Consider the following 19,586-nt stretch of genomic DNA (forward strand, 5'->3'; position numbering starts at 1 on the left):
ACAGGGGAGTCCATGAGCACCAAGCAGGAGTTCGTCGAGGGTGTCCGCCGTGCCGCCGAAGGCACACCGTATGCCGTCACGGAGCAGCCGTACGGCTTCGACCTGACCGTCGACGTGGCCAGCAAGCGTTGGCTCACGCTCACCGCCGCGCACCGCCTCGAGAGTGTCTTCACCCACGAGGTGCACCTCAGGGACGACGGGCGCTACGGCATCACCGACGTCGACAACGAGGTCAGCTACGGCGCCTCGGCCGGGGCCGGCGGGGCGCGTCTCACGGCCCGGAAGAAGTTTAGTCGCGGTCGCGTCATGAAGTACTCGCGGCGCATCGAGCTCGGCGTCGACGCCGACACCGGCAAGGTGGGCAAGGTCGTCGACTACTCGTTCCGCGCGGGCGAGGGGCGCGACCTCGTTCGTGGCGTGGCACGGGAGCTGGGCTGGAAGGAGCGCATGAACGGCGAGCAGCGCGGCGCCCTCTGGGTGGCCGGCCTCACCGTCGTGGCGCTCGTCGTCGCCTTCGGCGCGATCGGCATCGCGGCGCTCCTGAAGTAGCGCTGCCCGAGCCAGCTGGCGCCGTGTGCAGCGGCCAGGGTCCTGCTCGCGCCTGCTGTACACGCGGGCGAGTTCCGTCCAGGCTCTGGTCCCGAGCACATCTGCGGGGCAGGATGACCGGGTGACGACGCTGCCGCTCCTGTCGGTGTCGGACGGCGTGGCCACGATCCGGTTGGGCCGCCCCGACGCCGGCAACGCCTTCGACCTGCCGGCCGCGCTCATGCTGCGCGACGCGGTCACGGAGATCGGCCGGACGGTCCACGAGGTCCACGTCGTCGTGGTGCGGGCCGACGGACGCCTCTTCTGCGCCGGCGGCGACGTGCGGGCCATGTCGGCCGCGCCTGACCGGGCGGCGTTCGTCGCGGAGCTCGCCGGGGTGCTCCACGAGACCCTCACCGCGCTGCGTGCGCTGCCGGTCCCCGTCGTCGCGGTGGTCCAGGGCACGGCGGCAGGTGCGGGGGTGGGCCTGCTGCTCGCCGCCGACATCGTCGTCGCGGCCGAGCACGCGACGTTCGTGGCGGCATACCCGTCGGTGGGGCTGTCGCCCGACTGCGGCGTGAGCGCCTTGCTCCCGGCGGCGGTCGGCGCCAGGCGGGCTGCGTTGTTCCTGCTGACCGGGGCGCCCATCGACGCGGCCACCGCCCTCGACTGGGGGCTCGTCACCGAGGTCTGCGACCTCGACGACCTCGACGCCCGGGCCGGTGAGGTCGTCGCGGACATCGCGGCCCTGCCGCGCGAGGCAGTCGGCGAGGCCGCCCGTCTCCTGCACCTCGCACCCCAGCGGTCGTATGCCGCCCAGCTGGCCGACGAGGCCGCCACCATCGCGCGCCTGTCGGGCACCCCGGACGCCGAGGCCCTCATCACCGCCTTCGCCACACCGAACGGAGACACCGAGTGAACGTCACCACGTCGAGCACCGTCGACGACATCGTCCGACGCAGCGCCGCGCGCCACCCGGACCGCACGGCGCTCGTCTTCGAGGACCGCACGTGGACGTATGCCGCACTCGACGACGCCGTCACCCGGGCCGCCGCGCACCTGCTGGGTCTCGGGCTCACCGCCGGCGACCGGGTCGCGACCGTGGGCCTCAACTCCGACGCGTACCTGCTCGCGTTCCTCGGCTGCGCCCGCGCGGGGCTCGTCCACGTGCCCGTCAACTACGCGCTGACCGGGCGTGAGCTGACCTACCTGCTGGGCGACTCGGGTGCCCGGGTGGCCCTGGTCGACGTCGCGCTGCGCGACGCCGTCGAGGCGGTTCGCGAGGGCACCGCGCTCGAGCAGGTGCTGCTGCTCCACGGCGGTGACGACGCGCTGCTCCCGCTCTGGAGCTCCGGCGACGTGCCGGTGCTCGACGTGGACCGAGCCGACACCGACCTCGTGCAGCTGCTCTACACCTCCGGCACGACGTCACAGCCCAAGGGCGCGATGATGACGCACCGGGCCCTCGTGCACGAGTACGTCTCGTGCATCGTCGGGCTCGACCTGCGCGAGGGCGACGCGCCGCTGCACTCGATGCCGCTCTCTACTCGGCCCAGATGCACGTCTTCCTCCTGCCCTACCTCGCGGTCGGGGCGACGAACCACCTCCTCACGCGGCCCGACGTGCCGACGATCCTCGACACGGTGGCCACCGAGCGCATCGGGTCGCTCTTCCTCGCACCGACCGTGTGGGTGCCGCTGTCGAACCACCCCGCTCTCGACACGGCCGACCTCGGCTCGCTGCGCAAGGCGTACTACGGCGCCTCGATCATGCCGGTGCCTGTGCGGGACCGGCTGCAGCAGCGGCTGCCCGACCTCGGCTTCTGGAACTGCTTCGGGCAGTCCGAGATCGGCCCCCTTGCCACGGTACTGAGGCCCGAGGAGCACGAGGCGCGGCCCGAGGCGTGCGGGCGCACCGTGCTGTTCGTCGAAGCGCGCGTCGTCGGTGCCGAAGGCACCGACGTGGCCCCCGGCGAGCCGGGCGAGCTGCTCTACCGGTCGCCGCAGCTGTGCACCGGCTACTGGGGCAAGCCCGACGACACCGAGGAGGCGTTCCGTGACGGGTGGTTCCACTCCGGCGACCTCGTGACCCGCGACGACGAGGGGCACCTCACCGTCGTCGACCGCATCAAGGACGTCATCAACACCGGCGGCGTCATGGTCGCCTCGCGCGAGGTCGAGGACGCGCTCTACACGCACCCCGCCGTCGCCGAGGTCGCCGTCATCGCGACCCCGCACGAGCGGTGGGTCGAGGCCGTCACCGCGGTCGTCGTGCTGCGCGACGGGCACTCCGCCACCGAGGCCGAGCTGCTCGAGCACGCCAGGGCGACGCTCGCCCCGTTCAAGCTGCCCAAGGCGATCCACTTCGCAGACGGGCTGCCCCGCAACCAGAGCGGCAAGCTGCTCAAGCGGGTGCTCCGCGACGACCTCTCCAGGGACGGCGGGGGTGGCTCCGCCACCGGCTGACGGTGGCGGCCTGCTCAGCTCGGCCAGGCGGCATACGCGAGCAGCGCGACCCCGCAGGCCCACAGGAGAAGGCCGGCCACGTTGGTGCGCGGGCGGTAAGTGACGGCGGCGAGGAACTCGCGCAGGAAGGCGCTCGGCACGAAGTGCCAGGCCGCGGGTGAGCCGGTGACGTCGGCGTCGATGCCGAGGCTGCGGGTGATGAGGGCCGACCGGCCGACGTGGTAGCTGCTCGTCACGACTCGAAGGTGCCCGTCCTCGGCGAGGCTGCGGGAGCGCAGGATCTCGCGCGAGAGCAGCAGGTTCTCCTCGGTCGTCGTCGCGCGGTCCTCCGTGGCGACGGCGCTCGTGGGCAGGCCGCGGGCGACGAGGTACGCCGCCATGGCCACGCCCTCGGGCATCGGCTCGTCGTCGCCCTGTCCGCCGCTCGGCAGCACGAGGGGCGCCCGCCCGGCACCACGCTCGGCGCGCCAGACCTCGATCGCGGCGTCGAGCCGGTTGGCGAGCAGGGTCGGGACCGTGCCGTCGACCAGGCCCGAGCCGAGCACCACGACCGCTACGGGTGCGGGTCGGGCGTCGGCGCGCCTCTGCAGCAGGCAGTAGAGCAGGTAGCTGATGAAGGCGAGCCCGGGGTAGCCGGGCAGCAGCAGGACGGTCACGCCGGCCACGGGCAGCGGGTGGCCCGCTAGTGCGGCGGCCGTCGCGAGGACGGTCGCGGCGACCATCGCGACGCCGAGGACGATCGCGAGCATCCCGGCGAGGCCGCGGCCGTCACGCACGGCGGCAGAGACGGCCCCGCCGACGAAGAGCAGCCCGAGCACCACGGCTGCGAGCCACGGCAGGGCCAGCACGGCCACTGCCGGGGTGGCCGGCGACAGCACGTCGAGCGCGAGCGCGCTTGCGGCCCATAGAGATCCGGTGACGAGAACGCCGTTGCGCCATCTCCGTGGCTCGACCTTCGACGACCGGAGGGCGAGCAGGAGCAGCGCCACTCCCGCGACGGCGAGCAGGACGTCGACGGGCGCGGGCATGCCTCGAGCATGCCGTCCGGTGGGCGGCGGTGCGAAACCGGGCGGTCCGATCGGCCGATCGGTCCCGGTGAGGGGCCCATCAGCCCCTTCGACGTGCCGGACGCAGCGAACGGCCGGTCGGGCGAGTGCCCGACCGGCCGTTCCTCCGTGCGCGACGACTCGCGTACGCGGTCAGCTGGCCTGCGCGTGGGGTGCGCTGGCGCGCGGGGCCGAGGTGCCGGAGGTGCTGCGGGCCCGACGGGCGCCGAGGTCGACGGGGGTTGCGAGCGCGGCGGCCGGGACTGCCGAGAGCCGCTCGGGGTCGGCGTGCGCGACGGCGAGCAGGTCGCCGGCGACGCGGTCGAGGTCGCGGTCGGCGGTGAGCGAGAAGCTGCCCGAGCTGCCGGCGAGGTGCCCGCGACGGGCCGAGGCGGCGAAGGAACGGAGGGACGTGAGGGACGTGAGGGAGAGGCTGCGTGTCGTCATGCTTCTATGATCCAACCTTGCACTATTCAGCACAAGCGATGTTTTCTTCACCACTCTTAAGAACTGCTGTAGCATTGGAGCATGCTCGACACGCACCGCATCCGGGTGTTCCGCTCCGTCATGGCGAGCGGCTCGATCCAGGCCGCCGCCGACAACCTCGGCTACACACCCTCGGCCATCAGCCAGCAGATCTCGGCGCTGCAGAAGGAGACCGGCCTGACGCTCTTCGAGCGCGAGGGCCGCGGCCTGACCCCGACCGCGGCGGCGCGCTCCCTCGTCGCGAACACCAACGACCTGATGGGCGAGCTGAGCCGGCTCGACCGCGTGGTCGACGACCTGCGCGAGGGTCGGTCCGGACTGCTGACGATCGGCTACTTCGCGTCCGCCGGGGCCGAGTGGATGCCCACCCTGGCCCGACGTCTCACCACCGAGATGCCCGACATCACCCTCGAGCTCGTGCTCACCGAGATCCCGGAGTACGCCGGCGCGACGCTCGACCTCGACATCGTCATCGACACCCCGGGGGCGCAGGACCCGGCCGGTTCGAGGCGCGTGCCGCTCGCCGTCGACCCCTTCGTGGTGGTCCTCCCGGCCGACCACCCGCTCGCGGGCGAGGACGAGGTGAACCTGACTCAGCTGGCCGGCGACACCTGGATCCGCAACGACCTTCCGCACACGACGTGCTCGCGCATCTTCGCCGCGGCGTGCGAGTCGGCGGGGTTCCAGCCGCGCTTCCCGGTGCAGGCCCAGGATCACATCACCGCGATCGCCTTCGTCAAGGCCGGGGTCGGCATCACCGCCGTCCCCCAGCTCGCCGCACGGATCATCCCGCCCGAGGTGCGCGTGCTGCCGCTGACCTCGCCCACGCCGGTGCGGCACATCGCGGCGGTCGTGCGGGATCCCGCCGGCAACAGCGCCGCCCGTCGAGCGGTCGAGCTGCTCCAGGAGCTCATCGGCTGACACCGACGACGGTCGGCACCGATCCGTGGGTGCGCTCTTCCGCCAGAGGTGCACGGCCCCGCCAGCGGTGGGCCGTGCACCTCTCACTCGTGACGCGAACCCGCACTCGTGGCGGAACCGCGCCTTGCTGCTAGTACTCCGCCCCTCTGCGCCAGGCCATCTCCTGCAGCTCGAACCCGTTGCCGTCGGGGTCGGAGAACTCCGCACCCCGTACGCCGCCCCCGAAGTCGTGGATGTCGCCGACCTCGACGCCGCGCCGCACGAGCTCGGCGCGGGCCGCGTCGAGGTCGTCCACGACGAGGTGCAGGCCCCGGACGCTCCCGGGCTCACCGGCGTACACGTCCAGGCCCGTGCCGAACCCGACGGAGCAGCCCGAGCCCTCCGGCGTCAGCTGCACGACCCGGATCCCTTCGGCGGGACGCACGTCCACGTCCTTGGTGAACCCGAGCCTCCCCTCGTAGAAGTCGATGGCCCGGTCGACGTCCGAGACCGGCAGCGGGATCAGTTCCAGCTTCATCTGCATCGAGTTACAGCTCCTTCGCTCAGGACTGGGTGCGCAGGTAGCGCCCGAAGTGGGGCACGGTGAACGCGATGAGGCCGCGCTCGCCGGAGTAGATGAGGCCCTTCTTGATGAGGGCGTCACGGGCCGGCGAGAGCGACTGCGGCTTGCGGCCGAGCACGTCGGCGACGGCCGAGGTCGGCACGGCTTCGCGCTCCTGCAGGCCGTCACGGCCGTATGCCGCGTGGCCACCTTCGACGCCGGCGTCGGCTCGCGAATCCCCCTGCCCCCCAAGCGGGTTCACGAGGGCCGCGTCGGCCATGGCGCGGAGGTACTCGCGCTCGGCAGGCGTGGCCCGCTCGAAGCGTGAGCCGAAGAAGCCCACGGCCAGCTCGGACTCGGCCTCGGGCACGGCGACCCGGATGTCCTGGGCGGTGACCGGCGACGAGGGCGCGACGTCCCACACGACCTTGCCGTACGCCTGGATGAAGTAGGGGTAACCGGCCGTGACGGCGTACATCTCGTCGAGGGCCTCGGGCGTGAAGTCGCAGCCCTCCTCGGAGGCCGGGCCGACGAGGGCGTGGTCAGCGGCATCGCGAGGCAGGCGGTCGATGCGTGAGTAGCGGAAGAGCCTCTCGGAGTAGGACTTCGACGCCGACAGCACGGCGGGCAGGTGGGGCAGGCCCGCGCCGACGACGATGACCGGCAGGCCCGACTGCGAGATCTCGTGGCAGGCCGCGCAGAGGGCCGACACGTCCTCCGGGTCGAGGTCCTGCATCTCGTCGATGAAGAAGGCGACGCCCTTGCCGACGTCGGCCGCGAGGCCGCCGATGTCGGTGAAGAGCTCGACGAGGTCGATCTCGATGTCGCCGGAGTCGGCGCGGCCCGACACGGCCGGCACGTCGATGCCGGGCTGCCACCGGTCGCGCAGCCTGGCCCCGCTGGGCGCCTCGCGCAGCGCGAAGGCCTTGATGATGCCGAGCACCTGGTCGACCTCGTCGCTGCGTGGGTGCCCGAGCTCGCGCACCGCCTGGTGGGCCGCGGCGGCGAGCGGCCGGCGCAGGCGCTGGTCGGGCCGCGCCTCGAACTTGCCCGTGCCCCAGTCGGCACGCACGGCCGAAGACCGGAGCGCGTTGAGCAGCACCGTCTTGCCGACGCCGCGCAGGCCGGTCAGCACGATGGACCGCTCGGACCTGCCGCGTGCGATGCGCTCGAGCACGACGTCGAAGGTGCGCAGCTGCTCGTCGCGACCGGCGAGCTCGGGCGGGCGCTGGCCCGCGCCCGGGGCGTACGGGTTCGTGATCGGGTCCACGATCGGAGGCTATACGCCTCTCTACCCACTATCCGAGACATTCACAGAGAGCGGCATCGGCGCGTCGTGACGCTGGTCGCCCAGCCACCATCTCGCCGGGATCCGAAGTGACTTGATTCGGATTCCATCGAATTCCGGCATGAAAAAGCGCCGTTCCGCACGGTCAGGGGTGGTCATGCGGAACGGCGCGTTGCGACTATAACGCCCACCGGGGCGCAGCGGTCAACTGATCGACACAATTTCGAAGACTTCGTCGGGAGACGCGATCGCGTCCTGCTCGGCGACGAGCAGCATCTCGTCGGAGCCGCTCGCGTGCGTGCGCTCGAGCACGGCATACATGGTGGCCGCAGTGCGGCGCAGGGCCGCCTCGGGGCCGTCGGTCAGGAAGTGCGCCAGGAAGACCGCCGCCGTCACGTCGCCGCCACCGCGCACCGTCATCGGCAGCAACGGCGTGGTCACGAGCCACGCGTCGTCGCCCGTGACGCACGCCATCTGGATCGAGCCTTCCGGGGTGTCGGACGTCAGGGCCGAGGTGACGAGGACGACCCGAGGCCCACGGCCGACGAGCTCGCGCGCCGCCGCGACGAGGTCGGCCTGCGACCTCACCTCGCGCCCGACGAGGAACTCGAGCTCGAACTGGTTCGGCGTGACGATGTCGGCCCGGGGCACGACGTGGTCGCGCATGTACTCGGGGATGCCCTCGCGCACGAAGAAGCCGCGCCCGACGTCACCCATGACCGGGTCGCAGCAGTAGACGGCGGCCCGGTTGGCCTCCTTGACGCGGGCGACGGCGTCGAGCACGACCTCGCCGACCGACTCGGCGCCCTGGTAGCCCGAGAGCACCGCGTCGACGGTCGGGAACGCGCCCCGCTCCTCGACGCCGTCGATGACGGCCGCGACGTCCGCCGGGGCGATGAGCGGACCGCGGGTCGAGCCGTAGCCGGTGTGGTTGCTGAAGGTCACGGTCAGCACGGGGTAGACCTCGTGGCCCAGCCGCTGGAGCGGGAAGACCGCGGCCGAGTTGCCGGCGTGGCCGTAGGCGACGTGGGACTGGATCGACAGGATCTTCACCCGCCCACCCTAGTGGTTTGCAAACATGGCATAGTTATAGTCATAATCAAACTATGTTGTGGCAGGTGGACCCGACCTCGAGCACGCCGCTCCACGTCCAGGTCGCGGCGTGCGTGCGCCGCGAGATGGTTGCCCGGCGCCTCGGGCGCGGCGACCGGCTGCCGTCGGCCAAGGAGGTCGCCGGGGTGCTCGACGTCAACCTCCACACCGTCCTCCGTGCGTACCAGTCGCTGCGCGACGAGGGCCTGATCGACCTGCGCCGCGGGCGTGGCGCCGTCGTCACGGCCGCCGACCCGGCGAGCGATGCGCGCCTGCGTTCCCTGGTGGCCGACCTCGTCGCCGAGGCCCGCCTCACCGGCGCCACACCCACCGACCTCACCCGACTCATCGAGAGCGAGTTCCAGCGATGACCACGCCAGCCACCACCAGCGCCGCCGCCGACCGGCGCCCGACGCACGCCCTCGCCGCGAGCGCCGTCGTCGGGCCGGTGCTCGCCGGCGCCGGGCTCCTGCTCACGTATGCCGTCCGCGACCGCGTGCCCGAGCGCGTCGCCGTGCACTGGGCAGCCGACGGCCGCCCCGACCGGTTCTCCTCGCTCACCGAGGCCGTCGTCACCGCTGCCGTCATGACGGCCGCGCTCCCCCTCCTCTTCGTCGCGATCGGCGCGGCCTGGCACCGCAGCGCCCGCGGGCCGATCGCCGGTGTCGGCGGAGCAGTGGCCGCCTTCCTGGGCGGCCTGCTCTTCGGCGGCCTCACGTCGCAACGGCCCGGCGAGGTCGCCCACGCCTTCCCGACGAGCTGGCTCGTGCCGACACTCGTCCTCGCCGGTGTCGTGGGAGTCGCGCTCTGGCGCTGGGGGCGCCTGCGGCCTCCCGCCCTCGGCGGCGCCACGCGCCACGTGCCCGCCGACGCGGTCCGCCTCGACGTGCCCGACACGACCCGCGTCGCCTGGACGGGCCACGCAGCCCTGCCCGACGTCGGCATCCTGCTCATCGTGCTGGTCGCGATCACGCCGCTGGTCGTCGTCGCCGTCCTCGGCACGCCGTGGCTGCTCCTGCTCGCAGCGGCGATCGTCGCCCTCCTCGTGCTCACCGGCTCGGCGCGGGTCGTCGTCGACGCCGACGGGTTGCGGGTCACGAGCCTCTTCGTCACGTGGAGCCGTGTGCCGCTCGAGCGGGTCGCCGAGGCCCGCACCGGCACCGTGTCGCCGCTGCGCGAGTTCGGCGGCTACGGCTGGCGCATCGGCCGGGACGGCAGCCGCGGCTTCGTCACCCGGTCGGGCGAGGCCCTCGTCGTCGAACGGGTCCGGCGAGCCTCGCGTCGTCGTCACCGTCGACGACGCAGCCGAGGCTGCCGCCGTGCTCAACACCCTCGCGTCGCGGAGGTCATGACCCACCCGCGCGGCCGTGTCACGATGAGGGCATGAGCATTCCCACGACCACCGTGACCGCGCTGCCCGACGACGCCGTCCTCGTCGATGTCCGCGAGGACGACGAGTGGGCCGCGGGCCACGCCCCCAACGCCATCCACATCCCCCTCGGCGAGCTGCCCAGCCGTCTCGACGAGCTGCCCGAGACCGACGACACGGTCGCCATCGTCTGCCGCATGGGCGGCCGCTCCGCCCGCGCCGTGCAGTGGCTCGTGCACCAGGGCTACGACGTCGCGAACGTCGAGGGCGGCATGCTCGAGTGGCAGCGGGCGGGCAAGCAGCTCTCGGCCGACGGCGAGCCGAACATCCTCTGATGAACCAGCACGACCGCGACCGGGACGACGACCCGGACGGCACCGACGGCGTCGACCCCACCCACGACAGCTGGTCCGCCTGGCTGCCCCAGCTCGACCAACCGACGAGCCCGACGAGCCCGACGAGCCCGACGACACCCTCGAGCCCTCCACGGCCGCTCCCGCAGGCGAGCGGTCCACCTCCGCGCACCGACCCCGTCCCGCCGAGGGTGCCCCCTGCGCCACCGCTTCCGTATGCCGTCACCCGCCTTCCCGGGTGGCCCGGCACACCGCGCGTCGGACCTCCGCCGGCCACCTACTTCGGGTGGGCGGTGGTGTGCACGATCGTCTGCTTCATGCCCCTCGGTGTCGTGGCGATCGTCAAGTCGCTGCAGGTCAGACCGCGCTGGGCCCAGGGCGACTGGGCCGGCGCCCAGAAGGCCTCACGCGCGGCGAAGACGTGGTGCCTCATCGCGGCCGCCATCTGGCCCGGGGCGCTCCTGCTGTTCAGCTGCCTCGGGGCCCTGAGCGGCGGCCACATGTCGCACTTCTGACCTCCCACCCTGCGCGCGGGCTCAGGCGTCTCGAACGACCGCGCCCTGGGCGATGACGACGCGCACGCGTTCCAGGGCGTCGGCGACCTCCAGCGGGTTCGCGTCGACGACCACGACGTCGGCGAAGGCACCCGGCACCAGTCGCCCGGCCTGCCGTGACCAGCCGAGGAGGCGGGCGGCATACGTCGTCGCGGCGCGGAGCGCCTCGAGGTGGCTGAGGCCCGCCTCGATGAGCAGTCGCACCTCGGAGCCGATGGGGTCGACGTCGGTGCCGAAGGAGTCGGTGCCGGCGACGATGGTGACGCCGCGCTCGTGGGCCTCGCGCACCGCGGCCTGCAGCACCGGCGTGTAGGCCCGGCCGCGGGCGTCGAGCACGGGATTGCTCGAGCCGATCATCCCGGTGATCGCGGCCAGCGTGGGCGTGAAGTGGGTGCCGCGCCGGGCCATCTCGGAGATCGTCGCGTCGCCGACGAAGACACCGTGCTCGATGCTGTGCACGCCTGCGCGCACCGCGCCGTCGATGCCCTCCTCGCTGTACGCGTGGCAGAGGACGGGCCGCCCGCTCGCGGCACGCACGACGGCCGAGAGCTGCTCGCGGTCGTAGACGAGCTCGGTCGGGTCCTGGTCGGCGAGACCGGCGCGCGGGTTGGCGCGGGTCTTCACGACGTCGACCCCGCGTGCGACGTTGACCTTCGTGACGTGGGAGATGTCGGCCGTCGAGGTCACGCCGCCGGGCAGCGCCGCCATGGGCGCGAGGTCGGGGTCGGCGAGCGCCGAGTCTCCGAGCTGGGGTGAGACGAAGATGCCGGCAGCCCGCATGCGCGGGGCGAGGCCGGGTGCCCAGTCGGGCAGCGAGCGCATCGCGACGTCCTGGTAGAAGGTCGACGAGCCGCTGCGGACCGAGGTGGCGCCGGCGTGGACGAGGGCGCGGGCGTCGGCGAGGGCGTTGGCGTGCACGTGCACGTCGACGAGGCCGGGCACGACCCAGCGGCCCGACGCGTCGACCCGGCGCGCGGCGCTGCCGACCTCGGCCACCGCACGACGGGTGGCGTCGCGCGTGCCCACGGCGAGCACCTTGCCGTCGCGCAGGACGACGACGCCGTCGTCGACGACGTGCCCGGTCAGGGGGTCCACGACGGAGCCGCCCTCGACGACGAGCGGAGCGGGCGTGGTCGGGCGCAGCGAGCCGACGCGGCCGCCGGCGCCGGCGCCTGCGCTTCTGCCGGCGGCGTCGGCCGGCGCTGCGGCGGCGACTCCCGCGGCGGTCATGCCGGCGAGGAGCGCTGCGCTGCCGAGCACGCCCCGACGGGAGAGGCCCGAGGGCGGCGTGGTCGTGGCGGCGTCGTGGTCGTGCAGGCACATGGGGGACCTCCGGGGGATACGCTCGTCGGTGAGCACAATTGGTATACCAATTTGGTATACCAAAACCGAGAGGAGCGTCAATGCCTACCCGCGAGGAACATGCGGACCAGGCCGTCTCGCTGCGCGGCTCGGTCACCCAGGCGCTGCGCGAGCGCATCGTGACGGGCGACCTCGCGCCGGGCACGCGCGTCGTCGAGCGCCAGGTGGCCGAGCAGCTGGGCGTCTCGCGGGTGCCCGTGCGCGAGGCGCTGCGCACGCTCGAGCGCGAGGGGTTCCTCGAGGAGCGCGCCACGCGCGGCATGGTCGTGCGACGCCTCGACCCCGACGACGTCGCCATGCTGTTCGCGGTGCGCGAGGCCCTCGAGACCGTGCTGTCGCAGCGGCTCGTCGACGTTCTCGACGACGACGGGCTGGCGCGCCTCGACGACCTCGTCGTGACCGCCGAGCAGCACCTGGCCGCAGGACGTCAGGGCGAGGCGGTGCGCTGCAACGCCGACTTCCACGCCGTCCTCGTCGACCTCGCCGACAGCCGGGTCCTCACCTCGATCATCGAGCCGGTCGCCGGCCGGATGGCCTGGTTGCTCAACCAGCACGCCGCGCCGGCCGAGATCATCGAGGAGCACCGCTCGATCGTCGCCGCGCTCCGGTCACGCGACGCCGGCCGCGCGGCGGCCGAGTTCCGCGACCACCTCGCGAGCAGCCGCCGCGCCGTCGCTCAGCTGGAGGCGGGTCTGACCACCTGAAGCGCTGCTCAGGAGACGGGGACAGTCGCCGGGGCGGTGCACGCGAGCTGGTCACCCCGGGGCGCCGTCGAGGCCACTTCGACCACGCCGCCGCCCACGGCGGACGGCCTGCCCCGAGCGTGGTCGTCGACCTGGATGCACAGCTGCCACTGCTTCAGCGCGGGGTCGACGAGGGCGTGAGGGGCCACGAACGACTCACCCGGCACGTCGAGCTTCGGCGGCATCGCGGCATACGCCCTGCCGGTGATCGTGGCCCCGGGGGCGATGGTGTGGCCGCCCATCACGGGAGCGGCGGCGAAGCGGACGTTCGGCGCCGTCGCGAAGCCCTGCTTGCTGATGCGCAGCACTCCCGACTCGGCGTACACCCAGGCGTGCTGCGGGTCGACGTCCTTGGGCACGGTAGCGCTGCCGAGGTCGTCGGGCACGACGTCGAGGGCGACGACGGGCTTCGAACCGGTGTTGGTCACGGAGTACTCGACGAGCAGACCCGAGCTCGCGGCGATGCCGGCCCCGGCCGGCGCCATCTCGGCCTCGAGGCGGACGCCCCCGACCGTCACGGTCTGCCTCGCCGGCCCACCGCTGCTCGACGAGTGGCCGGCAGCGGGCGAGGTGCTCGCCGTGGCGGCCGGGCTCGCCGTGCCGCCGTGACCGGCCGGCGTGGCCCTGCTGCCGGACGGAGAGGCCTGCCCGCAGGCCCCGGTCACGAGCACGGTGCCGAGGGCGAGCATCGCGAGCCGTGCCGTGCAGCGGCGCGGGTGGAGCGGCGCGTGCGGGAGGTCTCGCGGCGTGGGCGTGATGGCCTGCGTTGGCTTCATGACCGTGAAGACAACCACGTCACCAGAAGCGTTGCATTCCGGACGAACTCGTTGAACGGGCTACTTCAGCAGCTTCGACAGGCGGCGGTCGGCGAGGGGCTTGCCGCCCGTCTGGCAGGTGGCGCAGTACTGCAGCGAGGTGTCGGCGAACGACACCTCGCGCACGACGTCGCCGCACTCGGGGCACGTCTCGCCCGTGCGGGCGTGCACGCGCATGCCCGCACGCTTGGCGTCCTTGAGCTCCTTGGCCGGCTTGCCCGAGGCGGTCGTGACGGCGTGGGTGAGCGTTTCGCGCAGCGCGGCATACAGCCGGTCGACGACCTCGGGGGCGAGCGTGCCGGCGATGGCGAACGGGCTGATCTTCGCCACGTGGAGGATCTCGTCGGAGTAGGCGTTGCCCACGCCCGCGATGAACTCCTGGTCGCGCAGCAGACCCTTGATCTGGGTGCGCCGGCCGTCGAGCATCGAGCGGAACCGCTCGATCGTGAAGTCGTCGCGCAGCGGGTCGGGCCCGAGGCGGGCGATGCCCGGCACCTCGGCCGGGTCCTTGACGATGTAGGCGGCGAGCGACTTCTTCGTTCCCGCCTCGGTCAGGTCGAAGCCTGAGCCGTCGGAAAGCCTGACCCGCAGAGCGATCGGCGACTTGCCGGGCCGCAGCACCGTCGTCGGCAGCTGGTCGGACCAGCGCAGCCAGCCGGCCCGCGCGAGATGGAAGACGAGGTGCGTGCCGTCGGCGTCGATGTCGAGGAACTTGCCGTGCCGGTGGACGCCGTCGACGGGCACGCCTTCGAGTGCCTGCGGGGGCGGGGTGAACGTCTTCAGGACGCTGAACGACGCGAGCTCGACCTTCGTGATGGCGAGCCCGGCGGTGCGCTCGGCGAGGAAGTCGACGAGCGCCTGCACCTCGGGCAGCTCAGGCATGGCGCCAGTCTGCCATCCAGCAGCGTCAGCGGGTCGGCTGTCGCAGGGGTCGCGAGGGCTGCTCGTCGGCGGCGACCGGGGGGCCGACGCGTCCGTGCTCGTCGAGGGCGCGCAGCAGCTGGTGCCCGTCGGGCGCCGAGAACGTCGACACGCTGACCGGCCCCATGGTGCGCACCGGCGCGTCGATCTTCATCGGCTTGCTCAGCACCTGCTCGGCCGGCGACAGGTGCCGGATGCAGATGGCGTCGACCCGGTCGGGCCGTGCCTCGGCGAACTCGGCGTACAGCTGCGGGTCGTGCTGGCCGTCGTCGCCGACGAGCAGCCACCGGATGTCGGGGAAGTCGCGGGCCAGCCGGTGCAGGCACGTGCGCTTGTGGTCCTGGCCGCTGCGGAACCAGCCGGTGTTGGTGGGCCCCCAGTCGGTGAGCAGCAGCGGCCCGAGCGGGAAGCCGTTCTCGACGAGGAAGCGGTTGAGCGTCGCCGCCGTGTTCCAGGCGCCTGTCGAGACGTAGACGATGGGCGCGCCCGGGTGGGCCGAGAGGATGCGGCGGTACATCGGCGCCATCCCCGACACCGCGTGCCTGGCCTTGCCACGCCTCACGAAGGTGTTGAAGGCGGCGATCAACGGGCGCGGCAGCATCGTGGTGATGACGGTGTCGTCGATGTCGCTGACGAGGCCGAAGCGCACGTCGTCGGCCACGATGAAGACGTCGGCGGCGACCGGCTGGGCCCCCTGCACCTCGACGACCGCCTGCTGCCAGCCCGGCGGGAGGCCGTGGTCGCGGGCGACGATGTCGACGTGGCCACCACGGTCGGACCGGCCGAAGACCTCGCGGTCGCCGACGGTGACCTTGACCGGCACGCCGGTCGCGGGAGACGTGATGAACGCCCGCCAGCCCCGGTCGTAGTGGGCCGGGCTGATCGCACCGGTCGCGTCCTGGCGGCTCTCGGGACCCTCGGTGCCTTCACGACCCTTGCGCCCCAGCAGGACCCGGGCGAAGACGCGGACGAACGACGACGAGCCGTAGCCCACGTGGGTGATGACCCGGTTGCCCCACCCGCGGCCGCGCAGCACGCGCTCGACCTGCTCGTGGACGGTGTCCTCGATGATGGCGGCCGCGTGCGGTCGTGACATGGCCACAACCTACCCGGCGCACGTGGCGACGCGGCAGCGTCGCGGCGGCCTGACGGCATACGGCAGGGCAACGCCGCAGGGCGCGGCGAGTGCACACGACGGCATACGACGTCGTGTGCCAACAGGTGGACCCCGGGGAGCGGCGCCCGCACGCGGCGGGTTTGATGGACGACGTGCACCCCATCGCGGAAGTCCTCAGCAAGGCCTCCGGCGGCGACTTCCCCGCCGTCGACGGCGGGTGGCAGCGGGTCGCTCCGTGGCGCGACGGCGTCGAGGGCGTGGTCGCCTTCACCGGACACGCGTACCTCGCCGTCGACGACGACGTGTCCGACGGCACGCTCGGCTCGCTCGGCCCCGACGGCTTCGGCGGTGCGAGCAACCCGCGGCTCGTGTCGCGGCTGGCCGGCGACGGCTGGATCGACGCCCTCGACATCGTCCTCGTCGCCCGCGGTCTCGGCGGCGAGCCGGCCCTCGTGCCGCGCAGCGACCTTCGCAACCACCCGCGCGCCGAGCACGCGACGTCGGTGCGCAGCGAGGTCGCGACCTTCGGGTACGCCGCCCCCGACGACCGCACGCTCGTGACGCTCTCGACGGGGCTGGGCGGCATGCTCGAGGTCGGCGTCGAGACCGACCCGGCCAAGCACCACGTCGGCACCGACGTCGTGCGCGACGCCCTGACCCTCGTCGACGAGGGCGCGGTCGTCGTCGCCGCGTGCGCCCCGGGCAACGCCCGAGCACTCCGTGCGTTCCTGGGGGCCGGCTTCGAGCCGGTGGCCTCGGTGCAGCTGTGGAGGCCCGAGCGCTAGCCCACCGCTCCCGGACCAACCCGGCGATTGGCGCATGTCAGGCGGACGTGCTGGGATCTGCGCGTGGACACCGGCGTCAGCTTCGGCAGTGAGGCACACCGACGGCCCGCCCGCGAGCTCCTCTGGCCCGTGCTGCCCCTCGCGGCCGTCGGCTGGTGGGTGGTCGGGGCGCTGCCGTGGGTCGTCGACGGGCTGGGGGCGCGCTCGCCGCGCGACTGGACCGCCGACATCGCGACCGGGTCGGTGAGCAGCGGCTACCTCAGCCTGCTGCCGTTCACGGCGGCACGGATGGGGCTGCTGCTCGTCGTGACGCTCGTCGGAGGGCTCGCCGCCGCCGTCACGACCCTGTGGCTGCGACCACGCCGCGGCCGCATCGCCGCCCGCGCGGGGGTTGCCGCACTCGGCACGGTGGTCGCCGCGGCCTACGCCGTCGCCCAGTCCGCCGGCGCCACCCGCCAGCTCGGCAGCGACTTCGACCGCGACGACCGCGTGCTGCTCGGGGTGCTCGCCGTGGCAGTCGCAGGCACGGTCGTCGGCCTGCTGCTCGGCCTTCTCGTGGTGCTCGGCCGGCCCGTGCTCCGGGCGTTGGCCGCCGCGCCCCTCGCCGTCGCGCTCGGCTCGTGGGTGAGCGCGCTCGTCGCCGCCCTGATGGGCGCCGAGCGCGCAGTCCCGCTGCTCGCGTGGACACCCACGGTCTCGGCGGTCGCCGTCGGTCTCGCGCTGGCCCCGGTCGGGGTGGGCTCGCTGTCGCGCGTCCTCGTCTGGCCCCTCGTGCTCGTCCTCGTGGCGGTGTGCACCGCTGCGCAGACCGCCTTCTCCCACCTCACCTCCTACCTGCGTCCCCGGTCGGGCCTGCCGACCGGTCTGCGCGACCACGTCGAGGCCAGCCGCGACGTCTTCCTCCAGGCGATCCAGCCCGAGCACCAGGCGTGGGGGACGTACGCGGTCGCCGTGGTCGTCGGGCTGCTGGGTGCCGGAGCGCTGCGGGCCCGCGGCCCGCGACGCCGCGCCGGGGCCGACCCGCAACGGCCGGCCGTCGCGAGCGCGGCCGCGCGGGCCCGCACGGCCCCGCGCGTCCCTGCCGGCGACGACGGGCGGGTCGACGCAACCGCGCGATGACGGGCGCCGTCGGCTGGGCCACGTACCCTCGACGCATGCCTCGGGGACCCCGCACCGGCTCACACACCGGTCCACGCACCGGATCACACACCGGCCCATTCACCGGATCACGCCGCCGCTCCTTCGTCGCGACGGCGCTGTCCGGAGCGCTCGTCGCGGCGCTCGGAGCCGGCTGCTCGATGTTCGACTCGCCGCCCGAGCCGAACGACGCCGCGCGCGCCCTCGCCGCCGCCCTCACCAGCGGCGACTTCGCGAACGTCCCCCTCAAGGGGACGACCGGCGCCAAGGCTGGGGCGTTCGTCAAGGCCGCCTACAAGGGCCTCGACGCGCTGCGGCCCACGGTGTCGCTCAGCGAGCTGAGCCACGCCGAGGGCTCCGAGAAGGCGACGGCCACGCTCTTCACCCGGTGGGACGTCTCCAGGACCGGGCCCGACTGGACCTACGAGTCGAAGGCCGCGATGACGCTCGTCGACGGCGCCTGGCAGGTGTCGTGGAACCCGGCCCTCGTGGCGCCGCAGCTGGCCTCCGACGAGACCCTCACCATCGCGCGCAAGTGGCCGCGACGGGCCGACATCGTCGACCCCACGGGCGGCAAGATCATGACCGAGCGCGAGGTCGCGGTCGTCGGCATCGACAAGACGAAGGTGGCGGGCGGAGAGGCTGCCGCCTCCGCCCGCCGACTGGCGGCCCTGCTCGGCATCGACCCGACGAGGTATGCCGCGAAGGTCGGTGCCGCTGGCGCCAGGGCGTTCGTCGAGGCGCTGACACTGCGCGAGACCGACCCGGTCATCGAGAAGAACGGCGCCGCGATCGCCAAGGTCAAGGGCGCCCTCACGGTGCCCGCGATGAAGGTGCTCGGGCCCAGCCGCGGCTTCGCGGCACCGATCCTCGGCTCGGTCGGCGAGGCCACGGCCGAGCAGGTCAAGGCGTCCAAGGGCATCCTCGAGGCCGGCGACAGCGTCGGCACCAACGGGCTGGAGTTCCGCTACGACGAGCAGCTGCGAGGCACGCCCGGCCTCGCCGTGCAGGCCGTCAAGCGCGGCGCCGACGGGAGCGTGCTCGACAAGCGCGAGCTCTTCGCCGAGCAGTCGACCGAGGGGCAACCGCTGACGATCACGCTCGACCCGAAGGCGCAGTCGGCCGCCGAGGCCACCCTGGCGAAGCAGACCGCGCACCCGACCGCCCTCGTGGCCTTGCGGGTCTCGACGGGCGAGATCCTGGCGGCCGCCGTCGGTCCCGCGGCCAACGGCTCGACCCTCGCCCTGGCCGGCAAGGTGGCGCCCGGCTCGACCTTCAAGATCGCCAGCTCGCTCGCCAACGTCCGCAAGGGCGCCACGGCCGACACCACGCTGCCCTGCACCGAGTCCCTCACCGTCAACGGCCGCCGGTTCAGCAACTACACGACCTACCCCAAGGACAAGCTCGGCGACATCCCGATGCAGACCGCCCTCGCCTTCTCGTGCAACACGGCCTTCATCAGCCAGCACGAGAAGGTCAGCCAGGACGACCTCATCGCGGCCGCGCAGTCGCTCGGCATGGGCGACAAGCTCGACCTGCCGTTCACCGGGTTCCTCGGCTCGGTGCCGCCGACCGACGACGCCGTCGAGCACGCCGCGTCGTTCATCGGGCAGGGCCGCGTCGAGGCCTCCCCGCTCACCATGGCTGTCGTCCTCGCCTCGGTGATGAAGGGCCAGACGCTGCGCCCGCAGCTCGTCGCCGGGGCTCCGGCCCTCGCCAATCCCGCCACGCCGCTCGACCCCACCGAGGCCGGCGTGCTGCGCCAGGAGCTGCGCGCCGTCGTCGACGAGGGCTCGGGCAAGGTGCTCAAGCCGCTCGGCGTGGAGTACGCCAAGACCGGCACGGCCGAGTTCGGCACGAAGAACCCGCCCGACACCCACACGTGGATGGTCGCCGGACGCGGCGACATCGCCATCGCCGCCTACAACGAGGTCGGCGACAACGGCGTGACCGGGTCGGCGCCGTTCATCATCAGCTTCCTCAAGGCGTACGACCTCCGCTGACGGTGCTGACGGCACCGCCGGGCAGTCGAAGAGCAGCTCGCCCGCAGGGGACGAGCTGCT

20 protein-coding genes and 1 pseudogene are annotated in these 19,586 nt (G+C 73.2%); 12 read left to right on the forward strand and 9 right to left on the reverse strand.

What is annotated here, in order from left to right:
* Positions 1 to 12 precede the first annotated feature (12 nt).
* The 3 genes and pseudogenes from ACFQ2V_RS17975 (at position 13) to ACFQ2V_RS17985 (ending at position 2,993) form a co-directional block, all read left to right on the forward strand.
* On the forward strand, positions 13 to 549 hold the full coding sequence (locus ACFQ2V_RS17975; RefSeq protein WP_386054253.1) for a hypothetical protein: 537 nt from the start codon (positions 13 to 15) through the stop codon (positions 547 to 549).
* A 121-nt stretch (positions 550 to 670) separates the two neighbouring features.
* Positions 671 to 1,447 (forward strand): enoyl-CoA hydratase/isomerase family protein, encoded by a 777-nt coding sequence (locus ACFQ2V_RS17980; protein WP_386054254.1) that lies wholly within the window; start codon positions 671 to 673, stop codon positions 1,445 to 1,447.
* Positions 1,444 to 2,993: pseudogene (locus tag ACFQ2V_RS17985) on the forward strand (fatty acyl-CoA synthetase). The gene ACFQ2V_RS17980 and the pseudogene ACFQ2V_RS17985 overlap by 4 nt, the downstream one beginning before the upstream one ends.
* Positions 2,994 to 3,007: 14 nt before the next feature.
* Here ACFQ2V_RS17985 and ACFQ2V_RS17990 read toward each other — a convergent pair.
* Positions 3,008 to 4,021: a YdcF family protein gene (locus ACFQ2V_RS17990; protein WP_386054255.1), complete on the reverse strand. Its 1,014-nt coding sequence runs from the start codon at positions 4,019 to 4,021 to the stop codon at positions 3,008 to 3,010.
* A 171-nt stretch (positions 4,022 to 4,192) separates the two neighbouring features.
* Positions 4,193 to 4,486, reverse strand: coding sequence for a hypothetical protein (locus ACFQ2V_RS17995; protein ID WP_386054256.1), 294 nt, complete (start codon positions 4,484 to 4,486; stop codon positions 4,193 to 4,195).
* A gap of 81 nt (positions 4,487 to 4,567) precedes the next feature.
* On the opposite strand from ACFQ2V_RS17995, the gene ACFQ2V_RS18000 reads away from it, so the two are divergent.
* The gene (locus ACFQ2V_RS18000; protein WP_386054257.1) at positions 4,568 to 5,446 is read left to right on the forward strand and encodes a LysR family transcriptional regulator; all 879 of its coding nucleotides are present in this window, start codon (positions 4,568 to 4,570) and stop codon (positions 5,444 to 5,446) included.
* 130 nt (positions 5,447 to 5,576) lie between these two features.
* Here the strand turns inward: ACFQ2V_RS18000 and ACFQ2V_RS18005 are convergent, their stop codons facing one another.
* From ACFQ2V_RS18005 to pdxY, 3 genes are all read right to left on the reverse strand, one after another.
* The gene (locus ACFQ2V_RS18005; protein ID WP_386054258.1) at positions 5,577 to 5,963 is read right to left on the reverse strand and encodes a VOC family protein; all 387 of its coding nucleotides are present in this window, start codon (positions 5,961 to 5,963) and stop codon (positions 5,577 to 5,579) included.
* 25 nt (positions 5,964 to 5,988) lie between these two features.
* Complete coding sequence (locus ACFQ2V_RS18010) at positions 5,989 to 7,257, reverse strand: ATP-binding protein (RefSeq protein ID WP_386054259.1); 1,269 nt, start codon at positions 7,255 to 7,257, stop codon at positions 5,989 to 5,991.
* Positions 7,258 to 7,479: 222 nt separating this feature from the next.
* Positions 7,480 to 8,328: a pyridoxal kinase PdxY gene (pdxY, locus tag ACFQ2V_RS18015; RefSeq protein WP_386054260.1), complete on the reverse strand. Its 849-nt coding sequence runs from the start codon at positions 8,326 to 8,328 to the stop codon at positions 7,480 to 7,482.
* 53 nt (positions 8,329 to 8,381) lie between these two features.
* Here pdxY and ACFQ2V_RS18020 point away from each other — a divergent pair, with 53 nt between their 5' ends.
* The 4 genes from ACFQ2V_RS18020 to ACFQ2V_RS18035 are packed head-to-tail and all read left to right on the forward strand — an operon-like array spanning position 8,382 to position 10,604.
* Positions 8,382 to 8,738 (forward strand): GntR family transcriptional regulator, encoded by a 357-nt coding sequence (locus tag ACFQ2V_RS18020; RefSeq protein ID WP_386054262.1) that lies wholly within the window; start codon positions 8,382 to 8,384, stop codon positions 8,736 to 8,738.
* Positions 8,735 to 9,754: a DUF1648 domain-containing protein gene (locus ACFQ2V_RS18025; protein WP_386054263.1), complete on the forward strand. Its 1,020-nt coding sequence runs from the start codon at positions 8,735 to 8,737 to the stop codon at positions 9,752 to 9,754. Before ACFQ2V_RS18020 ends, ACFQ2V_RS18025 begins: the two co-directional genes overlap by 4 nt.
* Complete coding sequence (locus ACFQ2V_RS18030; protein WP_386054264.1) at positions 9,751 to 10,071, forward strand: rhodanese-like domain-containing protein; 321 nt, start codon at positions 9,751 to 9,753, stop codon at positions 10,069 to 10,071. The genes ACFQ2V_RS18025 and ACFQ2V_RS18030 overlap by 4 nt, the downstream gene beginning before the upstream one ends.
* Positions 10,071 to 10,604: a CD225/dispanin family protein gene (locus ACFQ2V_RS18035; protein WP_386054265.1), complete on the forward strand. Its 534-nt coding sequence runs from the start codon at positions 10,071 to 10,073 to the stop codon at positions 10,602 to 10,604. The genes ACFQ2V_RS18030 and ACFQ2V_RS18035 overlap by 1 nt, the downstream gene beginning before the upstream one ends.
* A gap of 21 nt (positions 10,605 to 10,625) precedes the next feature.
* Here ACFQ2V_RS18035 and ACFQ2V_RS18040 read toward each other — a convergent pair whose 3' ends face one another.
* Positions 10,626 to 11,966 carry an amidohydrolase family protein gene (locus ACFQ2V_RS18040; protein ID WP_386054266.1) on the reverse strand — a complete coding sequence of 447 codons (1,341 nt, stop codon included), beginning with the start codon at positions 11,964 to 11,966 and terminating at the stop codon, positions 10,626 to 10,628.
* Between the two features lie 80 nt (positions 11,967 to 12,046).
* Here ACFQ2V_RS18040 and ACFQ2V_RS18045 point away from each other — a divergent pair, with 80 nt between their 5' ends.
* Positions 12,047 to 12,709 (forward strand): GntR family transcriptional regulator, encoded by a 663-nt coding sequence (locus ACFQ2V_RS18045; protein ID WP_386054267.1) that lies wholly within the window; start codon positions 12,047 to 12,049, stop codon positions 12,707 to 12,709.
* 8 nt (positions 12,710 to 12,717) lie between these two features.
* On the opposite strand, the gene ACFQ2V_RS18050 is transcribed toward ACFQ2V_RS18045, so the two are convergent.
* The 3 genes from ACFQ2V_RS18050 to ACFQ2V_RS18060 are packed head-to-tail and all read right to left on the reverse strand — an operon-like array spanning position 12,718 to position 15,580.
* The gene (locus ACFQ2V_RS18050; RefSeq protein WP_386054269.1) at positions 12,718 to 13,524 is read right to left on the reverse strand and encodes a hypothetical protein; all 807 of its coding nucleotides are present in this window, start codon (positions 13,522 to 13,524) and stop codon (positions 12,718 to 12,720) included.
* Between the two features lie 60 nt (positions 13,525 to 13,584).
* Positions 13,585 to 14,445: an Fpg/Nei family DNA glycosylase gene (locus ACFQ2V_RS18055; RefSeq protein ID WP_386054270.1), complete on the reverse strand. Its 861-nt coding sequence runs from the start codon at positions 14,443 to 14,445 to the stop codon at positions 13,585 to 13,587.
* Positions 14,446 to 14,470: 25 nt separating this feature from the next.
* The gene (locus tag ACFQ2V_RS18060; protein WP_386054271.1) at positions 14,471 to 15,580 is read right to left on the reverse strand and encodes an App1 family protein; all 1,110 of its coding nucleotides are present in this window, start codon (positions 15,578 to 15,580) and stop codon (positions 14,471 to 14,473) included.
* A 164-nt stretch (positions 15,581 to 15,744) separates the two neighbouring features.
* Between ACFQ2V_RS18060 and ACFQ2V_RS18065 the strand changes: the two genes are divergently transcribed.
* From ACFQ2V_RS18065 to ACFQ2V_RS18075, 3 genes are all read left to right on the forward strand, one after another.
* The gene (locus ACFQ2V_RS18065; protein WP_386054272.1) at positions 15,745 to 16,386 is read left to right on the forward strand and encodes an N-acetyltransferase; all 642 of its coding nucleotides are present in this window, start codon (positions 15,745 to 15,747) and stop codon (positions 16,384 to 16,386) included.
* A gap of 63 nt (positions 16,387 to 16,449) precedes the next feature.
* Entirely contained in the window at positions 16,450 to 17,505 is a 1,056-nt protein-coding gene (locus ACFQ2V_RS18070; protein WP_386054273.1) for a hypothetical protein, read from the forward strand.
* A 35-nt stretch (positions 17,506 to 17,540) separates the two neighbouring features.
* On the forward strand, positions 17,541 to 19,526 hold the full coding sequence (locus tag ACFQ2V_RS18075) for a penicillin-binding transpeptidase domain-containing protein (RefSeq protein WP_386054274.1): 1,986 nt from the start codon (positions 17,541 to 17,543) through the stop codon (positions 19,524 to 19,526).
* Positions 19,527 to 19,586: the final 60 nt, after the last annotated feature.

Origin of the sequence: Terrabacter terrigena (assembly GCF_042676085.1) — a bacterium.
Taxonomy (GTDB): domain Bacteria; phylum Actinomycetota; class Actinomycetes; order Actinomycetales; family Dermatophilaceae; genus Terrabacter; species Terrabacter terrigena.

Coding starts and splice junctions, on each gene's coding strand:
- ACFQ2V_RS18040 (WP_386054266.1), bottom strand. CDS start 11,966: ATGTGCCTGCACGACCACGACGCCGCCACGACCACGCCGCCCTCGGGC.
- ACFQ2V_RS18025 (WP_386054263.1), top strand. CDS start 8,735: ATGACCACGCCAGCCACCACCAGCGCCGCCGCCGACCGGCGCCCGACG.
- ACFQ2V_RS18050 (WP_386054269.1), bottom strand. CDS start 13,524: ATGAAGCCAACGCAGGCCATCACGCCCACGCCGCGAGACCTCCCGCAC.
- ACFQ2V_RS18060 (WP_386054271.1), bottom strand. CDS start 15,580: ATGTCACGACCGCACGCGGCCGCCATCATCGAGGACACCGTCCACGAG.
- ACFQ2V_RS17990 (WP_386054255.1), bottom strand. CDS start 4,021: ATGCCCGCGCCCGTCGACGTCCTGCTCGCCGTCGCGGGAGTGGCGCTG.
- ACFQ2V_RS18020 (WP_386054262.1), top strand. CDS start 8,382: ATGTTGTGGCAGGTGGACCCGACCTCGAGCACGCCGCTCCACGTCCAG.
- ACFQ2V_RS18030 (WP_386054264.1), top strand. CDS start 9,751: ATGAGCATTCCCACGACCACCGTGACCGCGCTGCCCGACGACGCCGTC.
- ACFQ2V_RS17975 (WP_386054253.1), top strand. CDS start 13: ATGAGCACCAAGCAGGAGTTCGTCGAGGGTGTCCGCCGTGCCGCCGAA.
- ACFQ2V_RS17995 (WP_386054256.1), bottom strand. CDS start 4,486: ATGACGACACGCAGCCTCTCCCTCACGTCCCTCACGTCCCTCCGTTCC.
- ACFQ2V_RS18045 (WP_386054267.1), top strand. CDS start 12,047: ATGCCTACCCGCGAGGAACATGCGGACCAGGCCGTCTCGCTGCGCGGC.
- ACFQ2V_RS18035 (WP_386054265.1), top strand. CDS start 10,071: ATGAACCAGCACGACCGCGACCGGGACGACGACCCGGACGGCACCGAC.
- ACFQ2V_RS18065 (WP_386054272.1), top strand. CDS start 15,745: ATGGACGACGTGCACCCCATCGCGGAAGTCCTCAGCAAGGCCTCCGGC.
- ACFQ2V_RS18005 (WP_386054258.1), bottom strand. CDS start 5,963: ATGAAGCTGGAACTGATCCCGCTGCCGGTCTCGGACGTCGACCGGGCC.
- ACFQ2V_RS18000 (WP_386054257.1), top strand. CDS start 4,568: ATGCTCGACACGCACCGCATCCGGGTGTTCCGCTCCGTCATGGCGAGC.
- ACFQ2V_RS18055 (WP_386054270.1), bottom strand. CDS start 14,445: ATGCCTGAGCTGCCCGAGGTGCAGGCGCTCGTCGACTTCCTCGCCGAG.
- ACFQ2V_RS18075 (WP_386054274.1), top strand. CDS start 17,541: ATGCCTCGGGGACCCCGCACCGGCTCACACACCGGTCCACGCACCGGA.